Below are 21,439 nucleotides of genomic sequence, written 5' to 3'. Positions count from 1 at the left end.
CGTTTGACCCCAGCCTTTGGTGGGGCATCCTTAGCTGGACGGTTGCAGTGTCACGATCGGATTCGCGCCTGCGCGTAGCCAGCAGCGTCTGCGATTCCATAGACAACAACATTGTTGCCAGGGTTTTTTCTTTAAAGGCTGTTCATTCGTTGGACAGTCCCTCAAGACTCACAGGGCAGTTCGCGAGATAGCTGCCGTCTCGGCGCTACGCCATTCAGCTAGCCCACCTTAGGGCCTTTGCTCCCTATTGCTCCTCCGGCGATCCGGCCCCGCACTGCCCGCACTGCCGCCCAGACTGCGGTACAGCTTCGATTCGTTGAGCAACTGGTCGTGGCGGGCGTGGGCAAGCGCCATCTCGGCTGCGCAGCGGCTCTCCTGGGCATTGAGCCAGTCAATGCGGTTGATGGCACCCGACCGGTAACGGGCTTCGAGCAGCTTCTCGGTTTCCTGGGCGGCCCCTAGGACATGGCGGCGGCGTCGGACCTGTTCGGCATAGTCGGCCTGTGCACCGAGTGTATTGGCAACTTCGGAGAAGGCAGTGAGCAAAGTAGTGCGGAATCCGAGGACCTCTTTTTCATACTGTGCCCTGGAAACCGCAACCTGCAGCGTTATGTCCTTGAAATTGAGGAGGGACAAGGCAGCGTTTGCACCTAACGTCGCAACGGGATTGGAGATGAACGCGAGCAATTGCCCGCTGGCGGTGCCGAGGGATCCGGTGAGGGAAATCGCCGGGTAGAAACTGGCCTGAGTTGCGTCGACGTTCTTCAGCATGGCACGGAGCCTGGCCTCTGCGGCTCGCAAGTCTGGGCGACGCGCGAGCAGGTCGGCCGGCAACCCAGTCTGGATCGGGGGTAGCTTCTTGCTCGGCAGGCGCTGCGGCTCTGGAACAGGGTTAGGTGCGCCATTCAAGAGCACAACCAGGGCGTTCCGCTGTACAAGGCGATACTGCTTGCCCTTCGAAACCGTCAATGCCCGCTCCTCGACCTGCTGCTCGGCCCTGCTGAGATCCAGATCGGAAACCGCACCGGCCGCAAGCTGGGCGCGCACAAGCGCCAAAGTCTGCTTGGCATGGGCAAGGCTGGTTTCCGCCGACGCGAGCGACTGATTGGCGTACGCGATGTTGAAATACGCCTCGACGGTTCCTGCGCTAGCGAGGAGGCGCGCGTTTTCGTAATCTTCCGCTGTCGCATAAGCCTCAAAATCCGCCTTGTCCCTCTTTGCCGCTAGCTTGCCCCACAGATCAATCTCATAAGACACACTGATGGATGTGTCGCTCCCGCCGACCTGGCCGTTCACCTGGGGGAGCAAGGCTTGCGCAGCTGTATTTGCCTGAAGTCGGGCGGGATAGGCGTTAGCAGCCGCAATGAGGACGTCATTATTTCGGCCGATGACCTCGCCGACAAGCTTGTCGAGATTGGCGTTCCCGAACGCCAGCCACCAGCGGTCTGTGCTGGCCTGCACAGCGCTCCCTACCGCAGCGGTCGACCAGTGGGGCCCGGCTGGAAGTTCGGGGCGAAGATATGTGCTCGACAGGCTGCAACCGGCGAGCAGGACAAGGCAACCGGGTACGATCAGTCTGATGAGCTTCATTTTCAATCTCTTGAGGGCTGGCACAAGGCGTTACGGTCGGGAAAGCCGAAGACCAGGTGGATGCAGAGCGCTAATAAGAGGCGTGATTAGCGCAAGCAGCCACGAGGAGGACATCGTCGTTTTCGTTGATGACCTCGCCGATCAGCTCGAACGTCAGCCAGCAGTGTCTGCCGTGGCGTGGTTAGCACTTGCTGCCGCGCCGGTTGGCCAGCAGGGCCCCCGGAGGGAGTTCGGGGCCAGGATATGTGCTCGACAGGCTGGTGCAACCCGCGAGCAAGACAAAGGAACAAGGTAAGATCCGTCTGATGAGCGTCATTTTTCAGTCTCTTGACAGCGCATCTACGGGATTCAGGCGGGATGCGTTACGGGCGGGAAGGAAGCCAAAGGTCAGGCCGATCCAGAGCGCTACTGCGCAGGCAGCGACAATAGCTTTGACCGAGATGATTATCGGAAACTCGCTGCCCGGCTCGCCCAATACGGTTGCGATGCCGAGCGCGAGTGCCACGCCGAGAATTGAACCGGCGATGCACATTGTGACGGCCTCAATCAGGAACTGAAGCATGATGTCGATCCGGCGCGCTCCAACAGCCATGCGCAAGCCGATCTCGCGGGTCCGTTCAGTGACGGTGATCAGCATCATGTTCATGACACCAATGCCTCCGACAACCAGCGAGATCGCAGCCAGGGAGGAGGTCAGTTGCCACATCGTCTGAGATGTGTGCTCAACCGACTTACGCCACTGATCTTGGTTGAAAACAGTGAAGTCCTTCGTGCCGTGCCGACGAGTCATCAGGCCGACGACGGCGCGCTCCGCGACAGTCGTGTCGACAGAATCGGCGACCCGCACCGTCAGGGCATGAAGACTTGGACCGGCACCCTCAAGTCTGCCCTTCACGGCCGTATAAGGAAGTAAGACCTTCGGCGAGCTGTCAAACCGTAGCGCCGGTGGGGGGCGCAAAGACGCCAATAATGACGACGGGAACACGCCCGATCAGGAGGATGTTTCCGAGCGGCGATTCGTCGTTAGGGAAGAGAGTTGCGGCCATCCTGTCATTGATCACTGCTTCCTGGCTGCGCTCAGTGATGGCCTCGGCTGAAAAGAATGAGCCCTTCAGCAACTTGAGAGCGTTGACCTTAAGATAATCCTGGCCGACGCCGGTGACTGTCGCCGCGACGGAAGTGTGCCCAAAACGAATTTGTGCGGATGTCCGGACTTCCGGGGTCACGCTGTCGACGTAAGACTGGTCGGCGAGCGCATCGGCATCCGAGACGACCAGGGCCTTGATGCTCGAAGCACCCTTGTCACCAAAATGGCGCCCGGGAGAGATCTCGAGAGTGCTGGCTCCAAATCCTCCCAACTGGCGCAGAAGTTCCTGACGGGCGCCCTCGCCGAAACCGAAGGCCGTCACAACTGCCGCAATGCCGATAATGATGCTGAGCATCGTGAGGAAGGTACGCACGCGATCGGTTGCCATCGATCGTATCGCCATCGGAAAGGCTTCTACCAGGCGGCGCCTGAACGCCGAGAGCGAACCGACGGGCCTGCTGTCGTGTAACGCCGGCGGCCCATCAGTCTTCCGGTCCCGCGTCCGGCGGTCGGAAAGGATGACCCCTTCTCGGATTTCGATGATGCGGTCAGCGTGACTTGCGATCTCCATGTCGTGAGTCACGATGATGATGGTATGACCGTCGGCATGAAGTGCCTTCAAGGTATCGAGAACGGTTTCGCCGCTCTTCCTATCTAGCGCCCCTGTCGGCTCGTCCGCGAGGATGATGCGACCGCCATTCATCAACGCGCGGGCAATCGAAACCCTCTGTTGCTGGCCGCCGGACAGCTGGTTCGGACGGTGGTCGAGACGATCACCGAGACCTAGCCTGCGCAGTAGAGATGTCGACCTTTCCCGGCGTGAGCCGGCGTCGAGGCCGGCATAGACGGCGGGCATCGCCACGTTGTCGGCCGCGCTCAGCGTTCCGAGAAGCTGATAATGTTGGAAGATGAAGCCGAAATGTTCCCGTCTCAACGCCGCAAGATTGTCCGCGGTCAGGCCGGCAACGCTGCGGCCGCCGACGCGATAGTCACCAGAACTCGGCTGGTCCAAGCAACCCAGGATGTTCATTAGCGTCGTCTTGCCTGAGCCGCTTGCGCCGACGATCGCCACCAGTTCGCCACCCGCGATGGAAAGGCTGACGCCGGCCAGCGCCATAATCGTCTCGTCTCCGGCGTGGAAAACCCGCGAAACGTTCTCGATTTCAAGGAGTGCATTCATTTCATCACCGCGGCCCAACATTGGTTCCCTTTCCAGCGGCAGGGATGACAACTTCATCACCGACAGAGAGGCCATCGAGTACCTGCGCCTTGAGCGTGTCGGTCAAGCCTATTGTCACCAGGCGCTCCGTGAGTTCGCCGCTTGGCGTGCGAATCTGCACGCGGTAGCGACCATGTGCATCTGGCTCCGTCAGAGCTGACCATGCTACGAGCGGTACGTTCTCGGCCTGGCCGGAAACAACCTTAACCAAGGCGTTCATCTTTGGCCGAAGCCGCCCTTCCGGGTTCGATGTGGAAAAGAGGCCGTTGTAGTAGACTGCTGACGCCTGGGTTTCCGCACTGAGATCATCAGCAATCGACGGAGGCGCGGGCTCTATCTCTTCCAGTACGCCTGAAATAGGGACTCGAGTGTCCCCCAGGAGCGTGAAGCGGAGGTTCTGACCTGGCTTTACACGGGCAATGTCGATTTCCGAAATCTGCACCTTCACCCGCATGACGTCGAGTTGTGCAAGAACCACGATCCCCGGCACGGCCTGGCTTGAGTTCAACGTTTGACCTTCTTTAACCAGCACAGCAACAACGACGCCGTCCATGGGCGCGCTGAGCTTCGTATGGTCGAGGATTGCGCGGGCCTCCTCAACCGCGAGCGTCTTCTCCTCGATCCGCGCTTCACATTGCTCGACTTTCGCCTCCTGCGCAAAAAACGTCGCTTGCGCTTTCTCCAGGTCGGCGGCCGATGCTGCCTTGTTCCGGCTCAGTGTCTTCTTTCTCCGGAAATCCATCTCGGCCTCTTTCAGTCGTATTCCTGCTTCCTTGCGATCCGCGTTGGCACTGGCGAGGTTGGCTTGGGCAGTGAGTAGTTTGTGCTGCTCTTTCGTAGGGTCAATTTCGGCGATCAAGTCACCAGACTTAACCGTTTGACCGAGCTTTACATACAATGTCTTCAGTTGGCCCGATACCTGGGCACCAACTCTAACCGTACGGGCAGGCTCCAAAACGCCGTTCGCAAGAACGGTCTCCTCGACCGAACCGAGTATCACGCGCTGCGTGACGACAGGATCGCGCGTCTCGTGTTCGAAACCTTCGGTCGCGGATGCAATGGCAAACACCACCGCGGCGATCCCTAGGCACCAGACAAGCACCCTTCTTTTACCCTTCATCAACGCTCACCTCCGCTCTCTGAGGACATTGTTTTGCCCTGTCGTGCGGCGGAAACGGCATTGACTCTCATCGACCTGGACCGAGAATGGCTCCGGCAAGAGCTTTTTCTGCTGAGAAGTCGCAACCGACGCGGAAAGCATGATTGCGAACGCGGACACGCGGCGATGAAGATGATAGTGAAGCACCGGGCGAGCATTCATTGTCCCCTTCCGAGGCAGTTAGCAGCAGCAAGCCCAGCGCTAACGCGATGGGACCGAAGAGTAGGCTGACCGGAACAACGCACCTTCCGATGCAGTTGCGGATTTTGGACGTTTGCTTTGGTCGCATTCCGGAGACAGTTTCCTATCAAGCGACGCGCGCTTGGGCGCGCATACATCTGAGTGGTCATTGGCGCGAACGAGGTTCTCGCTGTGACTGACGCTTCCGAGGGCACCGCCGATATAAAGCGCGAGCTGAGGCGGCATGAGATCAGCAAGCCGTCACGTCCCTCCTTGACCCTATTGGATGCTCGAAAGGCCTCACTCGTGTAGACAGCCGGTGAGTGCCGTCTAGGTCAGCAAGGGATCACCTTCGATGCTCCCCTACGGGTTTTGGCCCAGATAGCGCGCTTCACGCTTGAAGATCATGCACTCAGGATATGACAGTGCATCCTTCGCATCGCGGGCGAATGAATAAGGCGACATTTCCATGATGAGGGCCGCGGCGGCATGGCCATCCGGCTCATGCCGATCATACTTCGTCGACGAAGGATAACGCCACAAGGCTTGCCTCGAGGCTACAGTGGACAGGGGTTCCACTCTGGTGGTGGCGCATCGGTTTATCCTTAGCTCCTTCGCCGGCACCACCCACACGGGCCAAGTTTTGAGGTCGAAGTGCGTTTCGACCTCGAGCCCCTTCGACTCGACGGCATCCGACCAGCCGTCGTCCGTTTTAATCGAACGGAGCTGCCTTCGGTCCGCTTCAAGCTTAATCAGTACGGCTTGGCGCGGTTGCCATTCGGCGATTCCCAGGTCGGATTTCCCGCCGGCCAGTGCAGAGCCGACGGTGGTCACATTAATAAAAAGTGCCGAGATCAGGATGTCGTTCATAACTGGCCTTTTAATCGATTGTTGCAATGACGCCCCTTCTGACACCCATAGCTGACAGGAGCCTGAAAGCCTCCGGACATTCGCGCCACGGGGGTTCAGCGTAGCGTCAGGTTCTGTCAATAAGGCAAGGATCTTGCCCTCGAACTGGAGCCGGCACACATGATACGAATACTACTCATTGAAGACGACGAGGACCTTGGCAGTGCTGTACGCGAACATACGATGGCTGATGGCCACGCGGTCGACTGGGCCAAGGACCTGTCCGAAGCGCGGGATAAAGCAAGTTTGGTCTCCTACGAGCTTGTCCTGCTCGACATTCACCTGCCAGATGGCAACGGCATCGATTACGTGCGGGAGATGAGGAAGCGGCTTGATTCGACACCGGTCATCATCGTGACAGCTCGCGATCAGGTCTCGGACAAAATCGAGGGGCTCAACGCAGGTGCCGACGACTATTTGGTCAAGACGTTCGATCTCGGCGAACTTTCCGCGCGCATTCATGCCGTGGGGCGTCGTCATGGGAAGCTCCCGGAGCCATATTGTGTCGGGACGCTGTCAATAAACTCGGCCGAGCGGCGCTGCGAGCGCGACGGGCGGGCGGTCTACCTGACTGCACGCGAATGGACAGTTTTCGACTGCCTTCTGCGCCGGCCCGCAACGGTAGTTTCGAAGGCGAAGATCGAGGACGTACTCTTTTCCTTGGGTTCGGAGATTGAGAGCAACACCGTGGAGGTTTATGTTAGCCGGCTCCGCAAGAAGATCGGCGGGGACCGAATAGCGACAGTGCGTTGCTTCGGGTACAGGTTCATGGTCACATGAAGAAGCCGCACAGCATGACGCGCAGGCTGATACTGAGGCTGGGGGGCGCAACGCTCCTGGTCTGGATTTTCGTCCCCACCATTGCTGCGCTCATGGTAAAGGACGTTATCTACGACATCTGCGACGACTATCTGGAGCAAACTGCCGAGGTCGCGGCGTCGGCGTACGTCGATGTGGCGAAGAAGAAGTTTGAAGTATCTGAGCCGCCCAGCTTCGACGATTGGATTATTCAGTTCCAAGTTCGCACGCGTGACGGGAAGGTGCTCCTCGATTTGATCGAAAATCCGCCGAAGCCATTCCCATCTGCTCCCTTGCGTGAAGGCTTTTCGACAACCGCTACTGACCGCATCTATACGAAGAAAATAGCACTCGACCTGTTTGCGCAGGCGGCCCAACCGCTCTCGGTCCGCCGTCACGAAGTCAATAAGGCCGCAGTTAAGGTCTTCGTTCCGATGATCGTCTTCCTGCCCTTTAGCGTAGCCGTGTGCTGGATGGTAATCCGGCGGTCGCTGGCGCCAATCGAAGTACTGAAACAGGAGATCGGGTTGCGCGACGGCGGCAATCTCACACTGATGGGGTCGAGCGGCCTCCCGGCAGAATTGGCCCCCATCGCGGCCTCCGTCGATCGGCTTGTCGAACGTCTACGGGCGGCCCTGGATGCCGAACGCGAGTTCGCCGCAAACTGTGCACATGAACTGCGCACGCCGATCGCAGGCTCGCTGGCTCAGCTGCAGAGGTTAGTGGCCGAAATTCCCCTGGGCTCGGCGAGAACGCGTGCGCGCGGCATCGAGAAATCGCTGTCGAGGCTTGGCCACCTTACCGAAAAACTGCTTCAACTCGCGCGGGCCGAATCGGGGATCGGCATCGCAGACCACGCGATCGATCTTGTCCGAGTGGTTCGGCTAGAAATTGATGACTTTGAGAAAAAACCGCGATTTGCCGGACGGCTAATCCTTGACGTCGACGGCTGCCCCACTTTGATGCGCAAAGTAGACGTCGATGCGTTTGCCATCATCCTTCGTAACCTGATTGAGAATGCGCTCACGCATGGAGTGCCCGATACTACGATAACAGTTTCCGTCGGAACTGATGGAACCATTGCCATTGCAAACTCGGGACCGGTGGTGCCCCCCAAGATCTTGAAGCGATAACAAAACGATTTAGGCGTGGTGCGACCTCAGCGGCGGGCTCAGGCCTTGGTCTAAACATCGCTAGTAAGGCGATCAAGGGGATAGGTGGCAGTCTTGCACTTGCGTCGCCTGCCCGTGGTCGCGAGGATGGTTTTGAGGCGATTATTCGAATCCCTCGATGACCGCAGCGACCAGGTTGGACGTAGGAAGCATTGCACGCTGCTGGCAGGCAACGAGAATGTCAACAGGGGTGGTGACCACCCGCGGCGGGCGCGCGCCCCAGAGGAAGTCAGCTGTCGCGCGGCACACCACATCCAATCTATGCGCGGAACAAGCATACGCGGCTCGCAGAAGCTTGAGGCGATTACGCCTGCACTCATGAGTCGTATTTCGTAAGCGGTCAGCCGATAACGTCAGGCCTAAAGTTCCAAGGCATGAGCATTTGGACAGATCGATTTACCGCGGTTTTTGAACGGCAAGGCGGACAAACCGGCGCGGTTGGCCGAATCTGACTTTATGACAAGGTTTTCGCCCCTTGCCTGGGTAGATGGCTGATTGATTTCGGCGTTGCGTCGGCGGTTTTCGCCGCATTCGCCCGTTATGCGGACGCAGTTCGCCCCTCGTGCCACACGAAGCGGGTGAGATTGTAGGCAAGGTTGGCCATGCCGATCTTCGTCCTGGCGCGGGCGATGCCGATGGTGCGCACGAACAGGCCCATCCTGGATTTCTGCTGCGCGAAGACGTGTTCGACGAATGCGCGGGTTCGATCTCCGCCCATTGGCCCGCGACGTCGCCTCGCTCATCTGCCGACCCTTCGGTTTCTTCTGGTGGATGTCAGAGACGTAAGCCGTTCTTCTCCAGCCACTCCTCGTTCTTTTTCGAGCGATAGGCCGTGTCGGCCCAGACAGTCGAACCGGTGTTGGCGCGGTTGAGGACATTGCGAAGCTGCGCGCCGTCATAGGCCGCCGCGCTCGTGACGTTCCAGCCGCGGATGAAGCCATGCCGACGATCGATCGCGGCGTGGTTCTTGTAGCCGAATGCGGGAATGGCGATGTCGCGCTGCTGCACCTTTCCATCCTCGGCCATCTTGGCCTTCGAGAACTTCACCGTCCAACGCGCGTCCCGGTCCTTCTGGCGCAGCTTGGCGGGCTTGTCTTTCCACTCGTCCGGAACCTTGCCCGCCTTGATGTCAGTCTTCTCGGCGTCGGTGTTGCGCTGCTTGGGCGCCGCCACGATGGTGGCATCGACGATCTGCCCCCCCATCGCCAGGTAGCCGGCCTTGCCGAGGTGCTTGTCGAAACGGGCGAACAGGTTATCCACCGCGCCGGCATGTGTGAGATGCTCCCGGAACAGCCAGATCGTCTTGGCGTCCGGCACCCTGTCTCCGAGACCCAGCCCGAGGAAGCGCATGAAGGATAGTCGGTCCTGGATCTGGAACTCGGCCTGGTCGTCAGACAGGCCGTAGAGCGCCTGCAGAACCATGATCTTGAACATCATCACCGGATCGTAAGGCGGCCGACCACCCTTCGCGCCATCGGAACGCTTCAGCGCCTTGCCGAGCGGCTTGCGGAAAACCTCCCACGGCACTACCGAGTTTAGCTTTTCCAGCGGATCGCCGGCCTCGCTCAGCCGCACATATCGCTCGTCAATGTCCCAGAAACCAGCCTGTCCCCGCATCCACTGCCTCCGCGCAAATCAACGCGCCGAGTGAATCAAAATCCGGTTCAAAAGGCGAGGTATTTCGAACTGTCCATTTCGATTTCGGATGCCGGCCAGCCTTGAGCGATGCGGGTCAAGGTCTGCGAGAGCCAGTCGAGCGGATCGACGCTGTTCATTTTGCAGGTTTGCAAGCAAGGTGGCTACCGTCGCCCAGGTTCGTCCACCGCCGTGGCTGCCGGCGAATAGACTATTCTTTCGCGTGATCGTCATCTCGCAGACATTCTGCCCATGTCGGGCGCGAGGTTGTCGTTTGGTATCGATGGCATCCGTATTTCGAGCGGACCGTTCGATGCGAGTATACCGAGGAGCGGGCGAACGGCAGAGTCGCGCACATTGTCGTGCGCCATGGCGAAGTCATTGTCGTTCCCACATGGATGTTGGATCGCGACGTTTGTGAAGCGTTCACCTTGGGCAGCCCTCGGGTGACCGTGGATGCGCTGACTGACCTTCACAACCTCTTGATCCATCGGGGATTTCGTAATGGCCTTGCGAGCGGTTTGAACGCTAAGGAGGTTATCGATGAAGACATTGCCCCCGCCAAGCCGGCTGCCAGCACTACGGCAGTTGATCATGCCACTCGACTCCCGAGCCCTGGACGGGCTGACGAGAGCGCAACGCGCGGTCGCGGTCGCGAGCCTCGCCAAGCTGCTGATGGCGGCTGCAGGTGTCGCGGAGAAGGAGATGACCGATGACGGGCGGTAATCTTCTTCCCATGGCACTCCTGAAGCGCAAGGCCGTCGTCTACGTCAGACAGTCGACGGCCCAACAGGTTCATGCAAACCTTGAGAGTCAACGCCGGCAATATGATCTGGTCGACGTTGCGCGGCGTTGGGGGTTCCACAATGTCGAGGTGATCGACGAGGATCTGGGCCGCAGCGCGAGCGGCGCCGTCGAGCGCCCGGGTTTCGAGCGGCTCGTCGACGATCTGTGCACCGGTCATGTCGGCGCAGTATTGTGTCTTGAGGCCTCTCGGTTGTCGCGCAATGGTCCGGACTGGCACAGGCTGCTTGAGCTTTGCGGTCAGGTCGATGCGCGCGTGATCGATATCGATGGCATTTACGATCTATCATGTTGATACCCTTATTCGGTAGCAGGTGGGTTAAAGTCGAGGTGTTGCCGCACGCCGGATTTGAGCTCTTGTATTGCTGCGATTGTTGCTGCGGCATCTGGAAACAGAACGCGTTTGTGAGTGGCGTTTTGGTGGATACTGATCACGCCATTGCGGATTCGATGCCGGATCCAGGAGCGAGAAACGTCCGCTGCCATCACTAGTTCAGACACCTTTAGAAACTGAGGCCACGCACGATCACCGTCGCGCAAACTCTGGTGCCTTTCAGGCTACTGTCAGCTAACTCTGCCAGAAGGTCGTTGTTGGGCCAACCAGTCAGGAGATCTTATGAACTAGGAGACCTTAATCAACATCGTCCGACGGGCGCGATCGCCAAATGGCAAACGACGCCGGATCATCCGCAAACACGTTATGAAACAAGAGAAAGAGTACGATGACCCTCTCATCAAAAGATATCGCCCTGGGCTCCCCGAAGCGGCCGACGAAATTTCGGTCCGCCTGGCTGCGCACCCTACTTGCTGGCACTGCGGCTAGCCTGATGACGACCGTTCCGGCCCCGGCCGACACTTACCGAGGCGATCCGGCCGACGCTTCCCTGTTGATATGTCAAATTTGGGATCATGGGGAGTGCACGTATTGGTGGTACCAGCCGGTTGATCCGGCTGAGTAAGACCTATCGAGATTGCTGCGGGTCCTGATTTGACCCGCAGCAACCCGGTCGGGCCGCAGCTGAAGATCAATGCGCGGCGACGCTGCCGACGGGCGCGGGCCCGGCGCTAGCCACGCGGCCCGCGATCTTCTGTCGTGAATTTTTGCTCATGCCGCCGGCGAGCACCGGCATGCCCCAGTGACGGGGACTGATGGGGTTGTCTTGTCTTATGACTTTCCAAGCCGTTTGGTCCAGTAAGAGATGCCCGATCCGGGGTGGCTACTCCGGATCGGGCGGGAGGGGATGGATCGAAGTTGTCTAGGTCGTTGAGGACCGTCGATTAGTGTGATCACCCCTTTCTTTTCCATCAGGCCTGAACGGAAACCGGGGCTTTGGGCCCGGATGACAAGAATAGGATAGCGGAAAAGATGAGTTACACCCTACCACAAACCATCGGCATCGATATCTCAAAAGCAACACTCGATGCTCATGCCTATCCTGCAGGCAGCAACCAGCAGTTTGCCAATACTGCCAGTGGCCATAAAGCCTTAATTGCATGGCTGGGACAATGGTCAGTCGAGCGCGTGGCATATGAGGCGACTGGTGCTTACCACCGGGAACTCGAGCAAGCTCTGGCTGATCTGCCTTGCGTCAAGCCCGACTTGAACAGTTGGAGGTGAACGGATGGCGAACGCTGTGTAACCGGGGCAGATTACCGGGCAGTCAGGCTTGAGCGGCTTGCCTAACGAGATCCGGGAGCGGCGGAATCGACTCTTGTGTTGGTATGCCGAGGCGGTCGCCGAGATAGCGGAAGAATGAGACGTCGAGCTTGATGCAGGTCTTCATCAGGCCGAGCAGGACGTCGCGGGCGTTCTTGCCTGCCTCGCTGACGGTTCCGCCGGAGATCTTGCGCTTGGTGACGAAGGTGCGGATGTCGTTTTCCGAACCATTGGTGTGGAGCGGGATCTCGGGACGATCGAGAACGCGCAGGAGTTCATGCTTGCGGCGATGCAGCCTGGCAAGAAGCCGGTCGAGCATGACGTAGCCGGTTCGTCGTTTGAACAGGCGCTCGAAGCGGGCGCGCAGGGCCGCCGCGTGGCGCGGACAAGGAGCACGCTGGTAGCTCTTGAGGTCGCGATAGAACCACCAGATCAACTGGCGCATGATGTCGACGGCCTGACGTTGATCCGGGGTCACGGGTATCAATTTGTGGACGAGCCGCTCGGCGTGGACCCAGCACAGAGCATGGTCGCCGATGCGGAACTGGCCGGCATCATCGGACACGACCACGGTATCGCCAAGAAAGCCGTGGTGGCGGATCGCTCCCCACATCGCCCCTTCGGTGGCGATCCTGACTGGGTTGGGCTCAACCGCGAGCTGGTCGAGGCCGAGTGCGGCCAGATGCGCCTGCCATGCGGCGCTGTCGGCAAATGCCTTGTGCGGCGCAGCCGCCAGCCGCGCGATCACCGGACCGGCGAGGTTGCGGCCGCGCATATAGGCCAGGGCCTCTTCATTGATGAAGTAATCGCTGTGCCCGGCACGCAGCGTCGCCAGGAACGCCTCCCGTGACTTCGATCGCCCGGTGCGGAACGCGGTGAAGCGGCGATCGCCGATCTGGGTGGTGTAGCCGTCCTGGTGGGCGTGGCGCGCCGACGTATCATCGACGGTGATCCAGGGCGCCGTAGCCAGCCCGGCGCGCAGCACGTCACGGTCCTCCGCCGCGAAGGCCTCCAGGCCCTCCGAAATCAGCCGCACCACCTGGCGCTTCGAAATGTCGACCCCGATCCCGGTCAACAACGCCGTCAACCGCTCCGTCGTCACCTGGCCTTGAATGTGACAGGCCAGAATGAAGCGGCGCAGGTTCGCGCCCCAGCCGCCGATGATCCCCGCCGGCAAGGGCGCCACCATCGTTTCGCCGGTCGGTGTCACCCAGCGCTCGCGGCGATAGCGCACCACCTCGGCCGACAACGCCAGATCGCGCACCAGGATCGTCTCATACCCCTTGAAGCGAGAGCCCGCAGGAGCGCTCACCGCAACCGTCACCTCGCGGCTCACGCGACCGCCGTCGCGCTTGGCGCCGCGCCGGCGGCGCTTGCCCTTGCCAGATGTCGGCTGCGTCGCCTTCTCCATGCCCGATGGCTTGGTCGGCTTGACCGGGGGACGCGGCGGCAGGTCCTTCAGCCGGGCGATCTCATCCTTCAGGGTCTGGTTCTCGGCGCGTAGCGCCTGGTTCTCGATCTCAAGGCTCTCGACCCGGCCTTGAAGACCGCGCACTTCGCCGATCAGCGCAGAAACCAGCCCGCGGAGTTCCGCGAGCGACAGGCCTTCAAGCGAATCAGTCGGTGGTAGCGTCACGCAAACGGTGAATCACGAAAGCACGCGCCTGCAAACCCCCACCGCCCGGTAATCTGCCCCGGTTACGAACGCTGTCCGTTAAGCTATTGAATTCACTCGCCTTGAGTTTTCGGCGCGAAAATGTGTGGTAACAACATTTGATCTGCTAGCCGTATGTTGTATGGATTTTATGGCATTTATTCGCTAACAACGCTGGCATGTTTGTCGTTGAGAGAGTCGCGCGCGGCCACCGCTATCTTTACCTCGTGGAAAGTGTCCGCGACGGCAAAACCGTTCGCCAGCGCACGATAAAGGCGCTGGGCCGCAAGGATGCGCTGGTTGCCAGCGGCGAACTTGACAGATTGGCGGCCTCGATTGCGCGCCATGGCGAACGCAGCCTCATCCTGTCCGACATTGACGCGGGGCGAATTGCCTCTCGCCGCATCGGCGGTCCGCTGTTGTTCGGGCGGCTGTGGCAGCGGCTCGGGATCGGCGATGTGCTGGAAGAGGTGGCCCGCGGCCACCGCTATCTCTACCTCGTGGAAAGTGTCCGCGACGGCAAAACCGTTCTGCTGGAAGGGCGCCAGTTCGGCTTTGCGGTGGAACGGGCGGTGTTCGTTGGCACGCTGCATCGGCTGTTCGTCTCGGGCTCGGACCGCGACTGCGCGAACTGGATGGCCGATTATGGTATCGAGGGCGCCGAGGGTCTGGCGCTCCATCACTTTTACCGGGCCATGGCGTGGCTGGGCGAGGAACTCGGCGAAAAGGCGCAAGGCGCGCTGGTGGGGCGCTGCGTGAAAGACGTGATCGAGGAAAAGCTCTTCGCGCGCCGGCAGGACCTGTTCACCGACCTCAGCCTTGTATTCATGGACACCACCTCGTTGTCCTTCTACGGCGCGGGCGGCGAGACGCTGGGCAAGCGCGGGCATTCCAAGGACTTCCGCCCCGATCTGGCGCAAATGATCCTGGCGCTGGTCGTTGATGCCGAGGGCCGGCCGATCTGCACCGAGATGGTGCCCGGCAACACCGCTGACGTGACCGTCCTGTTGCCGGTGGTCGATCGGCTGCGAACGCGCTTCGGCGTCACACGCGCCTGCGTTGTCGCCGATCGCGGCATGATCAGCGCCGATACCATCGCCGCGCTCGAAAAGCTGGCATGGAATACATTCTGGGGGCCCGCGAACGCTCGAGCAGCGTGATCCACAACGTCGTGCTCAATGACGCGGCACCGATGGTTCCGCTCATTCTCGAGCGCCAGCGCGGTGAAACTCAGTTGTGGGTCAAAGAGGTCAAGGTCGGTAAAGACCGCTATATCGTCAGCCGCAATGACGCCGAGGCCGAGAAGGACAAGGCCGACCGCCAGGCGATCATCGCCGGCCTCGAGGCACAGCTCAAGAAGGGCGACAAGGCACTGGTCGGCAACTCGGCCTACCGGCGTTACCTCAAGGCCAGCGGCAAGAACTTCAAGATCGATGTCGGCAAGCTTGCCGAGGAAGCCCGCTACGACGGCATCACCGTGGTGCGGACCAACGCGAAGGTGACCCCGCTCCAGGCCGTGCTGCGGTATCGCGATTTGCTCGAGGTCGAGAGCCTGTTCCGCGCCGCCAAGGCAACCTTCAATACCCGGCCGATCTTCCACCAATCCGATGCCGCCATCCGCGGGCATGTGTTTTGCTCGTTCCTGGGGCTCGTACTCAGCAAGGAACTGTACCGCCTCTGCCGGGCCAAAGGCCTGACGCCCGAATGGCAGCCGCTTCTACGCGATCTCGACCGCCTCCAGGAAGCCACCATCGAAAAGGATGGTCGCATCGTCACCACCAGAACCCACGTTACGGGCCAAGTGGGCAACGTCTTCAAGGCATCTGGCATCGCTCTGCCACACAACCTCGACGAACAACTCGCCTGAGATCATCCCCAAAATGTAGTGGTAACACGCGCCGGCGCGCGCCTAACGTGCTGATATAATTACATATTCTTACAGGCGGTGTTTAAGTGGGGTCAAGCTCAATCCCGCTCGTGCGCGGCGCTTTGCCCAAGCAGCTGGAACCCTGGCCAAGACCGACCGGATCGATGCAGTGATGCTGGCCCGCATGGCTAGCACAATGCAGCCACCCGTGCGCCCGGCTATAAACCCCGAACAGGCAAGGTTGGCCGAACTGATCAGCGCCCGCGATGGTCTGATGCGCGACAGAACCGCGCTTAAAAACCAGGAGAAAAACCTGACGATTCCGCTTCTAAAGCGTCAGCACAAGCAACGCCTCAATCAGATCGATCAGCATATAACCGCTCTCGATGCCGAGCTCGCAACACGCATTGCGGCCGATCCCCAGCTTGCCCGTCGGCATAAAATTATCTCCAGCATAGCTGGCCTCGGCCCACGCACTGCCAACCAGTTGGTCGCCACTATGCCAGAGCTCGGATCACTTGATAACAAACAGGCCGCATCCCTGGCAGGACTCGCTCCCGTCGCCCGCCAATCAGGACAGTGGAAAGGCAGAAGCTTCATCCAGGGTGGAAGGGCCAACGTTAGACGCGCACTCTACATGCCCGCTCTCGTCGCTGCCCGCTTTAACCCCGACCTCAGGGAAAAATATCAGCACCTCATTGCATCGGGCAAGCCCGCCAAAGTCGCCATCGTCGCGGTTATGCGCAAGCTTCTCGTCACCGCCAATGCGCTCGTCAAAGCCGATCGCATGTGGGTCGGCGTTGGTGCATGGGTCCGGACTTGAGCGGATGTCGATCTTTGAAGCGGCAGACTATGCCGTGGCCGCCTTGCGGCGGGCTGATTTCGGGCGTGCGCAGGCAAGCATGCGGTTGAGGACGGCGCAGCCGATGGCGACTTCGGTCTGCTGAACGGGAAGCGACCGTGCCCGCAAACGCCGCCCAATGGTGGACTTGTATCGCCCTATGGCGGTCTCGACCAGCGAGCGTTTGCCATAACCGTTGGAGACCTGCCATTTCATCCGGCCGTCTCTGCCGATTGCGGCGATATGCTGGTCCCTTTGGCCGGCAGGTCTATCGTCGAATGGTTCGACCGCGTTGACGCGAGGCGGAATGACGATTGCGGCGGCAGCGCTGTGATCGATGACTGCGTCGTAAGTCGGTTTTCCGTCATAGGCGCCGTCAGCAGTAAACTGTCCGATCGGACCGCCAATCTGGTCGAGCAGTGGCTCAACTTGAGACACATCGCCAGTGTCCTGATCAGTCAGGGTATGGGCAATGATCTCGCCGCTGTCGGCATCCAGTGCCAGATGCAGCTTGCGCCAACTGCGACGGGATCTGGCGCCGTGCTTCTCCTCCAGCCACTGACCCGCGCCGTAGACCTGCAGGCCGGTGCTGTCGACAAGAACATGCACTGGTCCCTCCGGCGCAACCCGGCGATCATGCCGTTTGTTGGGCGATTGCCATGTCCGCGCCCGACGGCTCAGGGTGGTATGATCGGGGACAGCGAGCGCCAGCCCCATCAGTTGCAGCACCGATTCCAGCAAGCCTTCTGCCTGGCGCAGCCGCAGGCCAAACACAAGGCCCAGCGTCAAGGTGGTCTCGATCGCCAGATCAGAATAGCGGTGCTGGCCGCCACGTGTCTTGCGTCTTGGCGCTTGCCACCTGGACAGGGCTTCCGGTGTCACCCACAGGGTCAAACTGCCGCGATGACGAAGTCCTGCCTCATATTCTGGCCAGTTCGTCACCCTGAACTTCATCTTCTCAATATGATGGCGGCGGCGGGTATTGTGTTTGAAAGGCATGGCTACGCTACAAAGGCTATTGCGGTGACCGCTTGCCTAAACCCACACCAATAAACGATCCGTGCACCATGTGTAGACGCCCGTTTGGCAAGAGGAATCTTTAGTTGGCATTGCGCGTTGTCGGGTGCTGACATGTGTCCGGCCTGTGTTGCGGCTTTCACACATGCCGCGGGCCCTTATGGTGTTCGCAGGTCAGGTCCAAATCAACGCCGCGTGCTCTTGAGACACTTTGGTGGACACTGGTTTTCCTGATCCCGTCTCACGACCGTTGCGCCATACTTCCGATGACCTCTCTCGCTGCGACGTCCCCTCGGTTACGTTGGCTTTAGACCGCAGCAACCGGAGCTCTGTATATTCCTCCCTTGGCCATGATAGCCCAGATCATTCGCGCCATCTTGTTGGCAAGCGCCACCCTCACCAGCATCGGTGGTTTATGCGCCAGCATCTTGGCCAGCCACGTGCCTGGTGTTGCACCCTTGCGGGCGCGCCACACAAGCTCGCTATTGGCCCCTATGATCAGGAGCCGCCGCAGAGATCGATCCCCCATCTTCGTCGTGGAGCCGAGACGCTGTTTGCCGCCTGTCGAATGTTGTCGCGGCACAAGCCCAAGCCATGCGGCGAAGTCCCGCCCACGTTTGAAGGTTTCAGGCGATGGCGCCAGAGCCACCAGTGCGGTGGCAATCAATGGGCCAATTCCGGGAACTGTCATCAACCGGCGTGCGGTCTCATCTTCACGAGCCCGGCGCACAATCTGTGCATCCAGCACGCGAATCTGATCATTCAGTTGGGACAAGCTTGCTGTCAGAAACCGCAGAGCAGTCCGCGCAGTTTCTGGAAGAGCCGTTTGCGGATCCTCAATCATCGCAATCAGTTTCGAAGCGAAGCTTAAACCCTGCGGCACGACTTCACCAAATTCCGCAAGGTGGCCGCGCAGCGCATTGATGGTCTGCGTGCGCTGCCGGATCAGCAGATCGCGGGTGCGCAACACCACTGCTGCGGCTTGTCTTTCTTCGCTCTTCACGGCAACAAAGCGCATCGTTGGTCGTTGCGCCGCCTCGCAGATCGCCTCAGCATCAGCCATGTCGTTCTTCTGCCGCTTCAAAAAGGGCTTCACGTAGGCCGGTGGGATCATACGGACTTCGTGTCCCAAATGCCCTATCTCACGCGCCCAGAAATGCGAGCTTCCGCAGGCTTCCATCGCAACCAGGCACCGTGGCAGGCCACCAAAGAATTTCAAAACCCGCCCGCGCCGCAATTGCTTGCGAAACACAACAGCACCTGTTTCGTCAGCCCCGTGGACCTGAAACACGTTCTTGGCTAAATCCAAACCGATCGTACGAACTTCGCTCATGATGCCCATCTCCAATGGTGGTTTAAACAACTCCACTTTGCCACACACTGCGGTCGTCGCGGGCGTCTACACCATCAACGCCCCTCAGAACGCAAAGCGCTTTTTTCCTGGCTTACTTCACCGTCCCGCACCGACGAAAAACGGCGCCGCGCCACGCCCGCTCCGCGTAATGCGGAAGCTAAAAGTCGTAGTTGCCCAACGGGGGCGCGCGCGGACCTGCCGCCTGGAGTGTCATCGGAGTGGCGTGCGAAGCGGCTGGAAGATGCTTCATCGGCCTGCAATAGATTTCTTGCTGCGACCGCCTGTTTAAGGGCCAAAATTTGGGTGGCAGTACCTTGCCCGGCAATATTGGCGGGATTGATGAACTCTTCCGCTTCCAAATCCTTGAGAACGGATTGGGTGCTCCCTATAGCCGATATCTGTGACGGTGATGGCAAATGAGGCTGGAAGGCTGATGACAAAATCCCTTCATCACTAGAAGACTCTCCCGCTTCTCCGGAATAAGCTGGCGCTGGGAAATATGCATTTTGCTTCAAGCTGACGGGATTCATGATTAGATAACCTCGCTAGGTTCTTCCCGTGGTTGAGTTAGGCGCTGCCCGGTTATGGCGGGCACGTTCGACTTCGTAGCACCGCACCTCCGATCTAGCCGAATGTTCAGCCGATTTTCTGCACTACTCCCTTCAGAGCGTTGTAAATCATCCCGATCACGCTTGATTCCAAAGCTAGACTCAGGGCCCATTGCTGACCGGTGGATTGAACTTTAAGTAGATCTGACGCGTTATCCGGATCCATAGATGTCATGAGGCTGCTAAAATTCCTTTCTGCTGAAACAGTGGCACTGCCGATGTTGCTAGTGATGCTGCTGGCGTTAAGGTTAGGGCCAGAAATGCGCGACATAATTATCTCCAACCTAAGGGTAGTTCCTTATCACGATACTCACTCCAAATCGAGTTGATGATCTCTGTGGCCGCATCTATCGCGTCCAGCATGACCGCCAAGACCTCGAATTCCTGCCTCGAAACGCCAACATCCATTTCACGTTTCAACGATTGCCGGCAGGTATCGAATTCCCTCTCTAGGGCAGATCTTTTTGCACCGTCGAAATCCCTTAGCAACTGCCTCTGCAATTCAAACATGGCCATGACGTCGCTCATCCTTTTTCCTCGACTATCCATCTCGGCTTGCTCGGGTAAGAAACATGCACCTCATCGGCGCCGATGCGCACAAAAATTCCGCCTCGATCTATGTCAACGATCTGGCCCAAGCTCTCGAGACTGTCTCCGACCTTCAGGCGCGTTCCATTCTCAACAACGATGAACGGCGTTCGGCCGAGGTATACACCTCTCGGCGCCGGCAATATGACCGGCGTGAACTGCGTCTCAAGCGGAATGTAGGGTGCGAACTTCTCCTGAAAGCGAGAAGCGACCTTCTGCCACGCTTCAAAAGCAATCGGAGTCAGAGTCCCTGAAACGAGCACGCCGTCTGCCTTGGTTAAGATGTGAATGGAGCGACGCAGTTGGTCCGTTATCGCGGTCTCTAGAAAAACGCGAGCTCGGTCGGGTGTCACGATCGCGTTTTCAACTTCACTTAGCCCTGGAATATCCTGCTGCAGGCGGTGAAGTGCCGCTTGGACCTTCGCATCGCTAGGTCCATATCCTGTTATCGTGATCTCTCCGGGGCCGATCACCCGCACGCTGCCCTCGATTCCGAAGCTGCTTATGACCGTCGTTACGAGATCGATGATCTGCGAATCCGACAGAGTGGTCGGCCGTTTGGATAACACTTCCGCCTCAAGGCCGGCCGTGCTCAGGGCGGCTCTCAGCTTGGCATCGTCTCCAGGTCGTAGGTCTCCTTCAATGACCAGTTTGTCATCAACGGAGGTGATGTTGACGTTGTGAGCGATGTTTAAGTCGCGAATGATGTCTCGCACCATCATCAGCGGGTCATTGGCCGGAGAGGCTTCCGAGGCGGAGGGGGGAACTCGCCCTATGGCAGCCCAAAACACGACGAACGGCATAATCAGGAGAGTGCAAACTACCGCCCCGAGCCGTAATTGTCGCGGTATCACGCCTACCATGACATGCATCTGTCGGCCCATCGAGGCCGACGCCAGTTCGGGAGGGGCCGAAAGTTGCGCGGAAGTGCCCGGCACCAGGCCTCCCATGGCGTCCGCCTGGGGAAAGCTGCTCCCGGCCGGACCAATCCCAAAAATCGTCCGCCCGACCTGAACCGGTGTCAGCGCATTGAGCACCGTCCAGTCGCCCACTGGAAGGTCTTTGGTCCCGACGCGCACACCCGGTGCCAGGGCAACTACGTGGATGCGTCCGGCCTCGACAGTAATGCGGAGATGTGTGGCAGCCAGTTCCGGATCAGCGAAGGTGAGGTCATCGGTGTCACTGGCACCGATTAGCCAGACGCCTTCCTCGAGCGGGGTCTCTGCACCCCGGTTGGGACCGGCCAGCACACGCAGGGTCAGCTTGGCATCATCGCCAGCCAGAGTCACTTCTTCCATAG

14 protein-coding genes and 6 pseudogenes are annotated in these 21,439 nt (G+C 59.5%); 7 read left to right on the top strand and 13 right to left on the bottom strand.

What is annotated here, in order from left to right:
- Nucleotides 1-228 precede the first annotated feature (228 nt).
- The 4 genes and pseudogenes from HB777_38520 to HB777_38505 form a co-directional block, all read right to left on the bottom strand.
- Nucleotides 229-1,590 carry a TolC family protein gene (locus HB777_38520; GenBank protein QND69533.1) on the bottom strand — a complete coding sequence of 454 codons (1,362 nt, stop codon included), beginning with the start codon at nt 1,588-1,590 and terminating at the stop codon, nt 229-231.
- A 319-nt stretch (nt 1,591-1,909) separates the two neighbouring features.
- Nucleotides 1,910-3,857: pseudogene (macB, locus tag HB777_38515) on the bottom strand (MacB family efflux pump subunit).
- Between the two features lie 4 nt (nt 3,858-3,861).
- A complete protein-coding gene (locus HB777_38510; protein ID QND69532.1) occupies nt 3,862-5,016 on the bottom strand; it encodes an efflux RND transporter periplasmic adaptor subunit in 1,155 nt (384 codons plus the stop codon).
- Nucleotides 5,017-5,598: 582 nt separating this feature from the next.
- Nucleotides 5,599-6,105 carry a PepSY domain-containing protein gene (locus tag HB777_38505; GenBank protein ID QND69531.1) on the bottom strand — a complete coding sequence of 169 codons (507 nt, stop codon included), beginning with the start codon at nt 6,103-6,105 and terminating at the stop codon, nt 5,599-5,601.
- A 162-nt stretch (nt 6,106-6,267) separates the two neighbouring features.
- On the opposite strand from HB777_38505, the gene HB777_38500 reads away from it, so the two are divergent.
- Both HB777_38500 and HB777_38495 read left to right on the top strand, forming a co-directional pair.
- Nucleotides 6,268-6,924, top strand: coding sequence for a response regulator transcription factor (locus tag HB777_38500; GenBank protein QND69751.1), 657 nt, complete (start codon nt 6,268-6,270; stop codon nt 6,922-6,924).
- Nucleotides 6,921-8,075, top strand: a complete 1,155-nt coding sequence (locus HB777_38495; GenBank protein QND69530.1) for a HAMP domain-containing histidine kinase — start codon at nt 6,921-6,923, stop codon at nt 8,073-8,075. The genes HB777_38500 and HB777_38495 overlap by 4 nt, the downstream gene beginning before the upstream one ends.
- 577 nt (nt 8,076-8,652) lie before the next feature.
- On the opposite strand, the pseudogene HB777_38490 reads toward HB777_38495, so the two are convergent.
- A pseudogene (locus HB777_38490) lies at nt 8,653-9,731 on the bottom strand (IS5 family transposase).
- A 47-nt stretch (nt 9,732-9,778) separates the two neighbouring features.
- Nucleotides 9,779-9,980: pseudogene (locus HB777_38485) on the bottom strand (IS66 family transposase).
- Nucleotides 9,981-10,292: 312 nt separating this feature from the next.
- Between HB777_38485 and HB777_38480 the strand changes: the two are divergent.
- From HB777_38480 to HB777_38470, 3 genes and pseudogenes are all read left to right on the top strand, one after another.
- Entirely contained in the window at nt 10,293-10,475 is a 183-nt protein-coding gene (locus HB777_38480; protein QND69529.1) for a hypothetical protein, read from the top strand.
- A pseudogene (locus HB777_38475) lies at nt 10,462-10,836 on the top strand (recombinase family protein). The gene HB777_38480 and the pseudogene HB777_38475 overlap by 14 nt, the downstream one beginning before the upstream one ends.
- Before the next feature lie 1,083 nt (nt 10,837-11,919).
- Nucleotides 11,920-12,171, top strand: a complete 252-nt coding sequence (locus HB777_38470) for an IS110 family transposase (GenBank protein ID QND69528.1) — start codon at nt 11,920-11,922, stop codon at nt 12,169-12,171.
- 43 nt (nt 12,172-12,214) lie between these two features.
- Here the strand turns inward: HB777_38470 and HB777_38465 are convergent, their stop codons facing one another.
- Nucleotides 12,215-13,846: a transposase gene (locus HB777_38465; GenBank protein QND69527.1), complete on the bottom strand. Its 1,632-nt coding sequence runs from the start codon at nt 13,844-13,846 to the stop codon at nt 12,215-12,217.
- A 197-nt stretch (nt 13,847-14,043) separates the two neighbouring features.
- Between HB777_38465 and HB777_38460 the strand changes: the two are divergent.
- Nucleotides 14,044-15,731, top strand: a pseudogene (locus HB777_38460) (IS1634 family transposase).
- A gap of 91 nt (nt 15,732-15,822) precedes the next feature.
- Nucleotides 15,823-16,554 (top strand): annotated as a pseudogene (locus tag HB777_38455) (IS110 family transposase).
- 27 nt (nt 16,555-16,581) lie between these two features.
- On the opposite strand, the gene HB777_38450 reads toward HB777_38455, so the two are convergent.
- The 6 genes from HB777_38450 to sctD all read right to left on the bottom strand — a co-directional run bounded on the left by HB777_38450 (nt 16,582) and on the right by sctD (nt 21,437).
- A complete protein-coding gene (locus HB777_38450; GenBank protein ID QND69526.1) occupies nt 16,582-17,571 on the bottom strand; it encodes an IS5 family transposase in 990 nt (329 codons plus the stop codon).
- Between the two features lie 325 nt (nt 17,572-17,896).
- Complete coding sequence (locus tag HB777_38445) at nt 17,897-18,922, bottom strand: IS110 family transposase (protein QND69525.1); 1,026 nt, start codon at nt 18,920-18,922, stop codon at nt 17,897-17,899.
- A gap of 74 nt (nt 18,923-18,996) precedes the next feature.
- A complete protein-coding gene (locus tag HB777_38440; protein ID QND69524.1) occupies nt 18,997-19,473 on the bottom strand; it encodes a hypothetical protein in 477 nt (158 codons plus the stop codon).
- A 106-nt stretch (nt 19,474-19,579) separates the two neighbouring features.
- A complete protein-coding gene (locus tag HB777_38435; protein ID QND69523.1) occupies nt 19,580-19,822 on the bottom strand; it encodes a hypothetical protein in 243 nt (80 codons plus the stop codon).
- Between the two features lie 2 nt (nt 19,823-19,824).
- On the bottom strand, nt 19,825-20,079 hold the full coding sequence (locus tag HB777_38430; GenBank protein ID QND69522.1) for a hypothetical protein: 255 nt from the start codon (nt 20,077-20,079) through the stop codon (nt 19,825-19,827).
- The gene (sctD, locus tag HB777_38425; GenBank protein ID QND69521.1) at nt 20,076-21,437 is read right to left on the bottom strand and encodes a type III secretion system inner membrane ring subunit SctD; all 1,362 of its coding nucleotides are present in this window, start codon (nt 21,435-21,437) and stop codon (nt 20,076-20,078) included. The genes HB777_38430 and sctD overlap by 4 nt, the downstream gene beginning before the upstream one ends.
- Nucleotides 21,438-21,439: the final 2 nt, after the last annotated feature.

The organism is Mesorhizobium loti, assembly GCA_014189435.1.
Classification (GTDB): Bacteria; Pseudomonadota; Alphaproteobacteria; order Rhizobiales; family Rhizobiaceae; genus Mesorhizobium; species Mesorhizobium loti_G.
The sequence above is the reverse complement of the archived record's forward strand: the minus strand, read 5'-3'. Positions and strand labels throughout refer to the sequence as shown.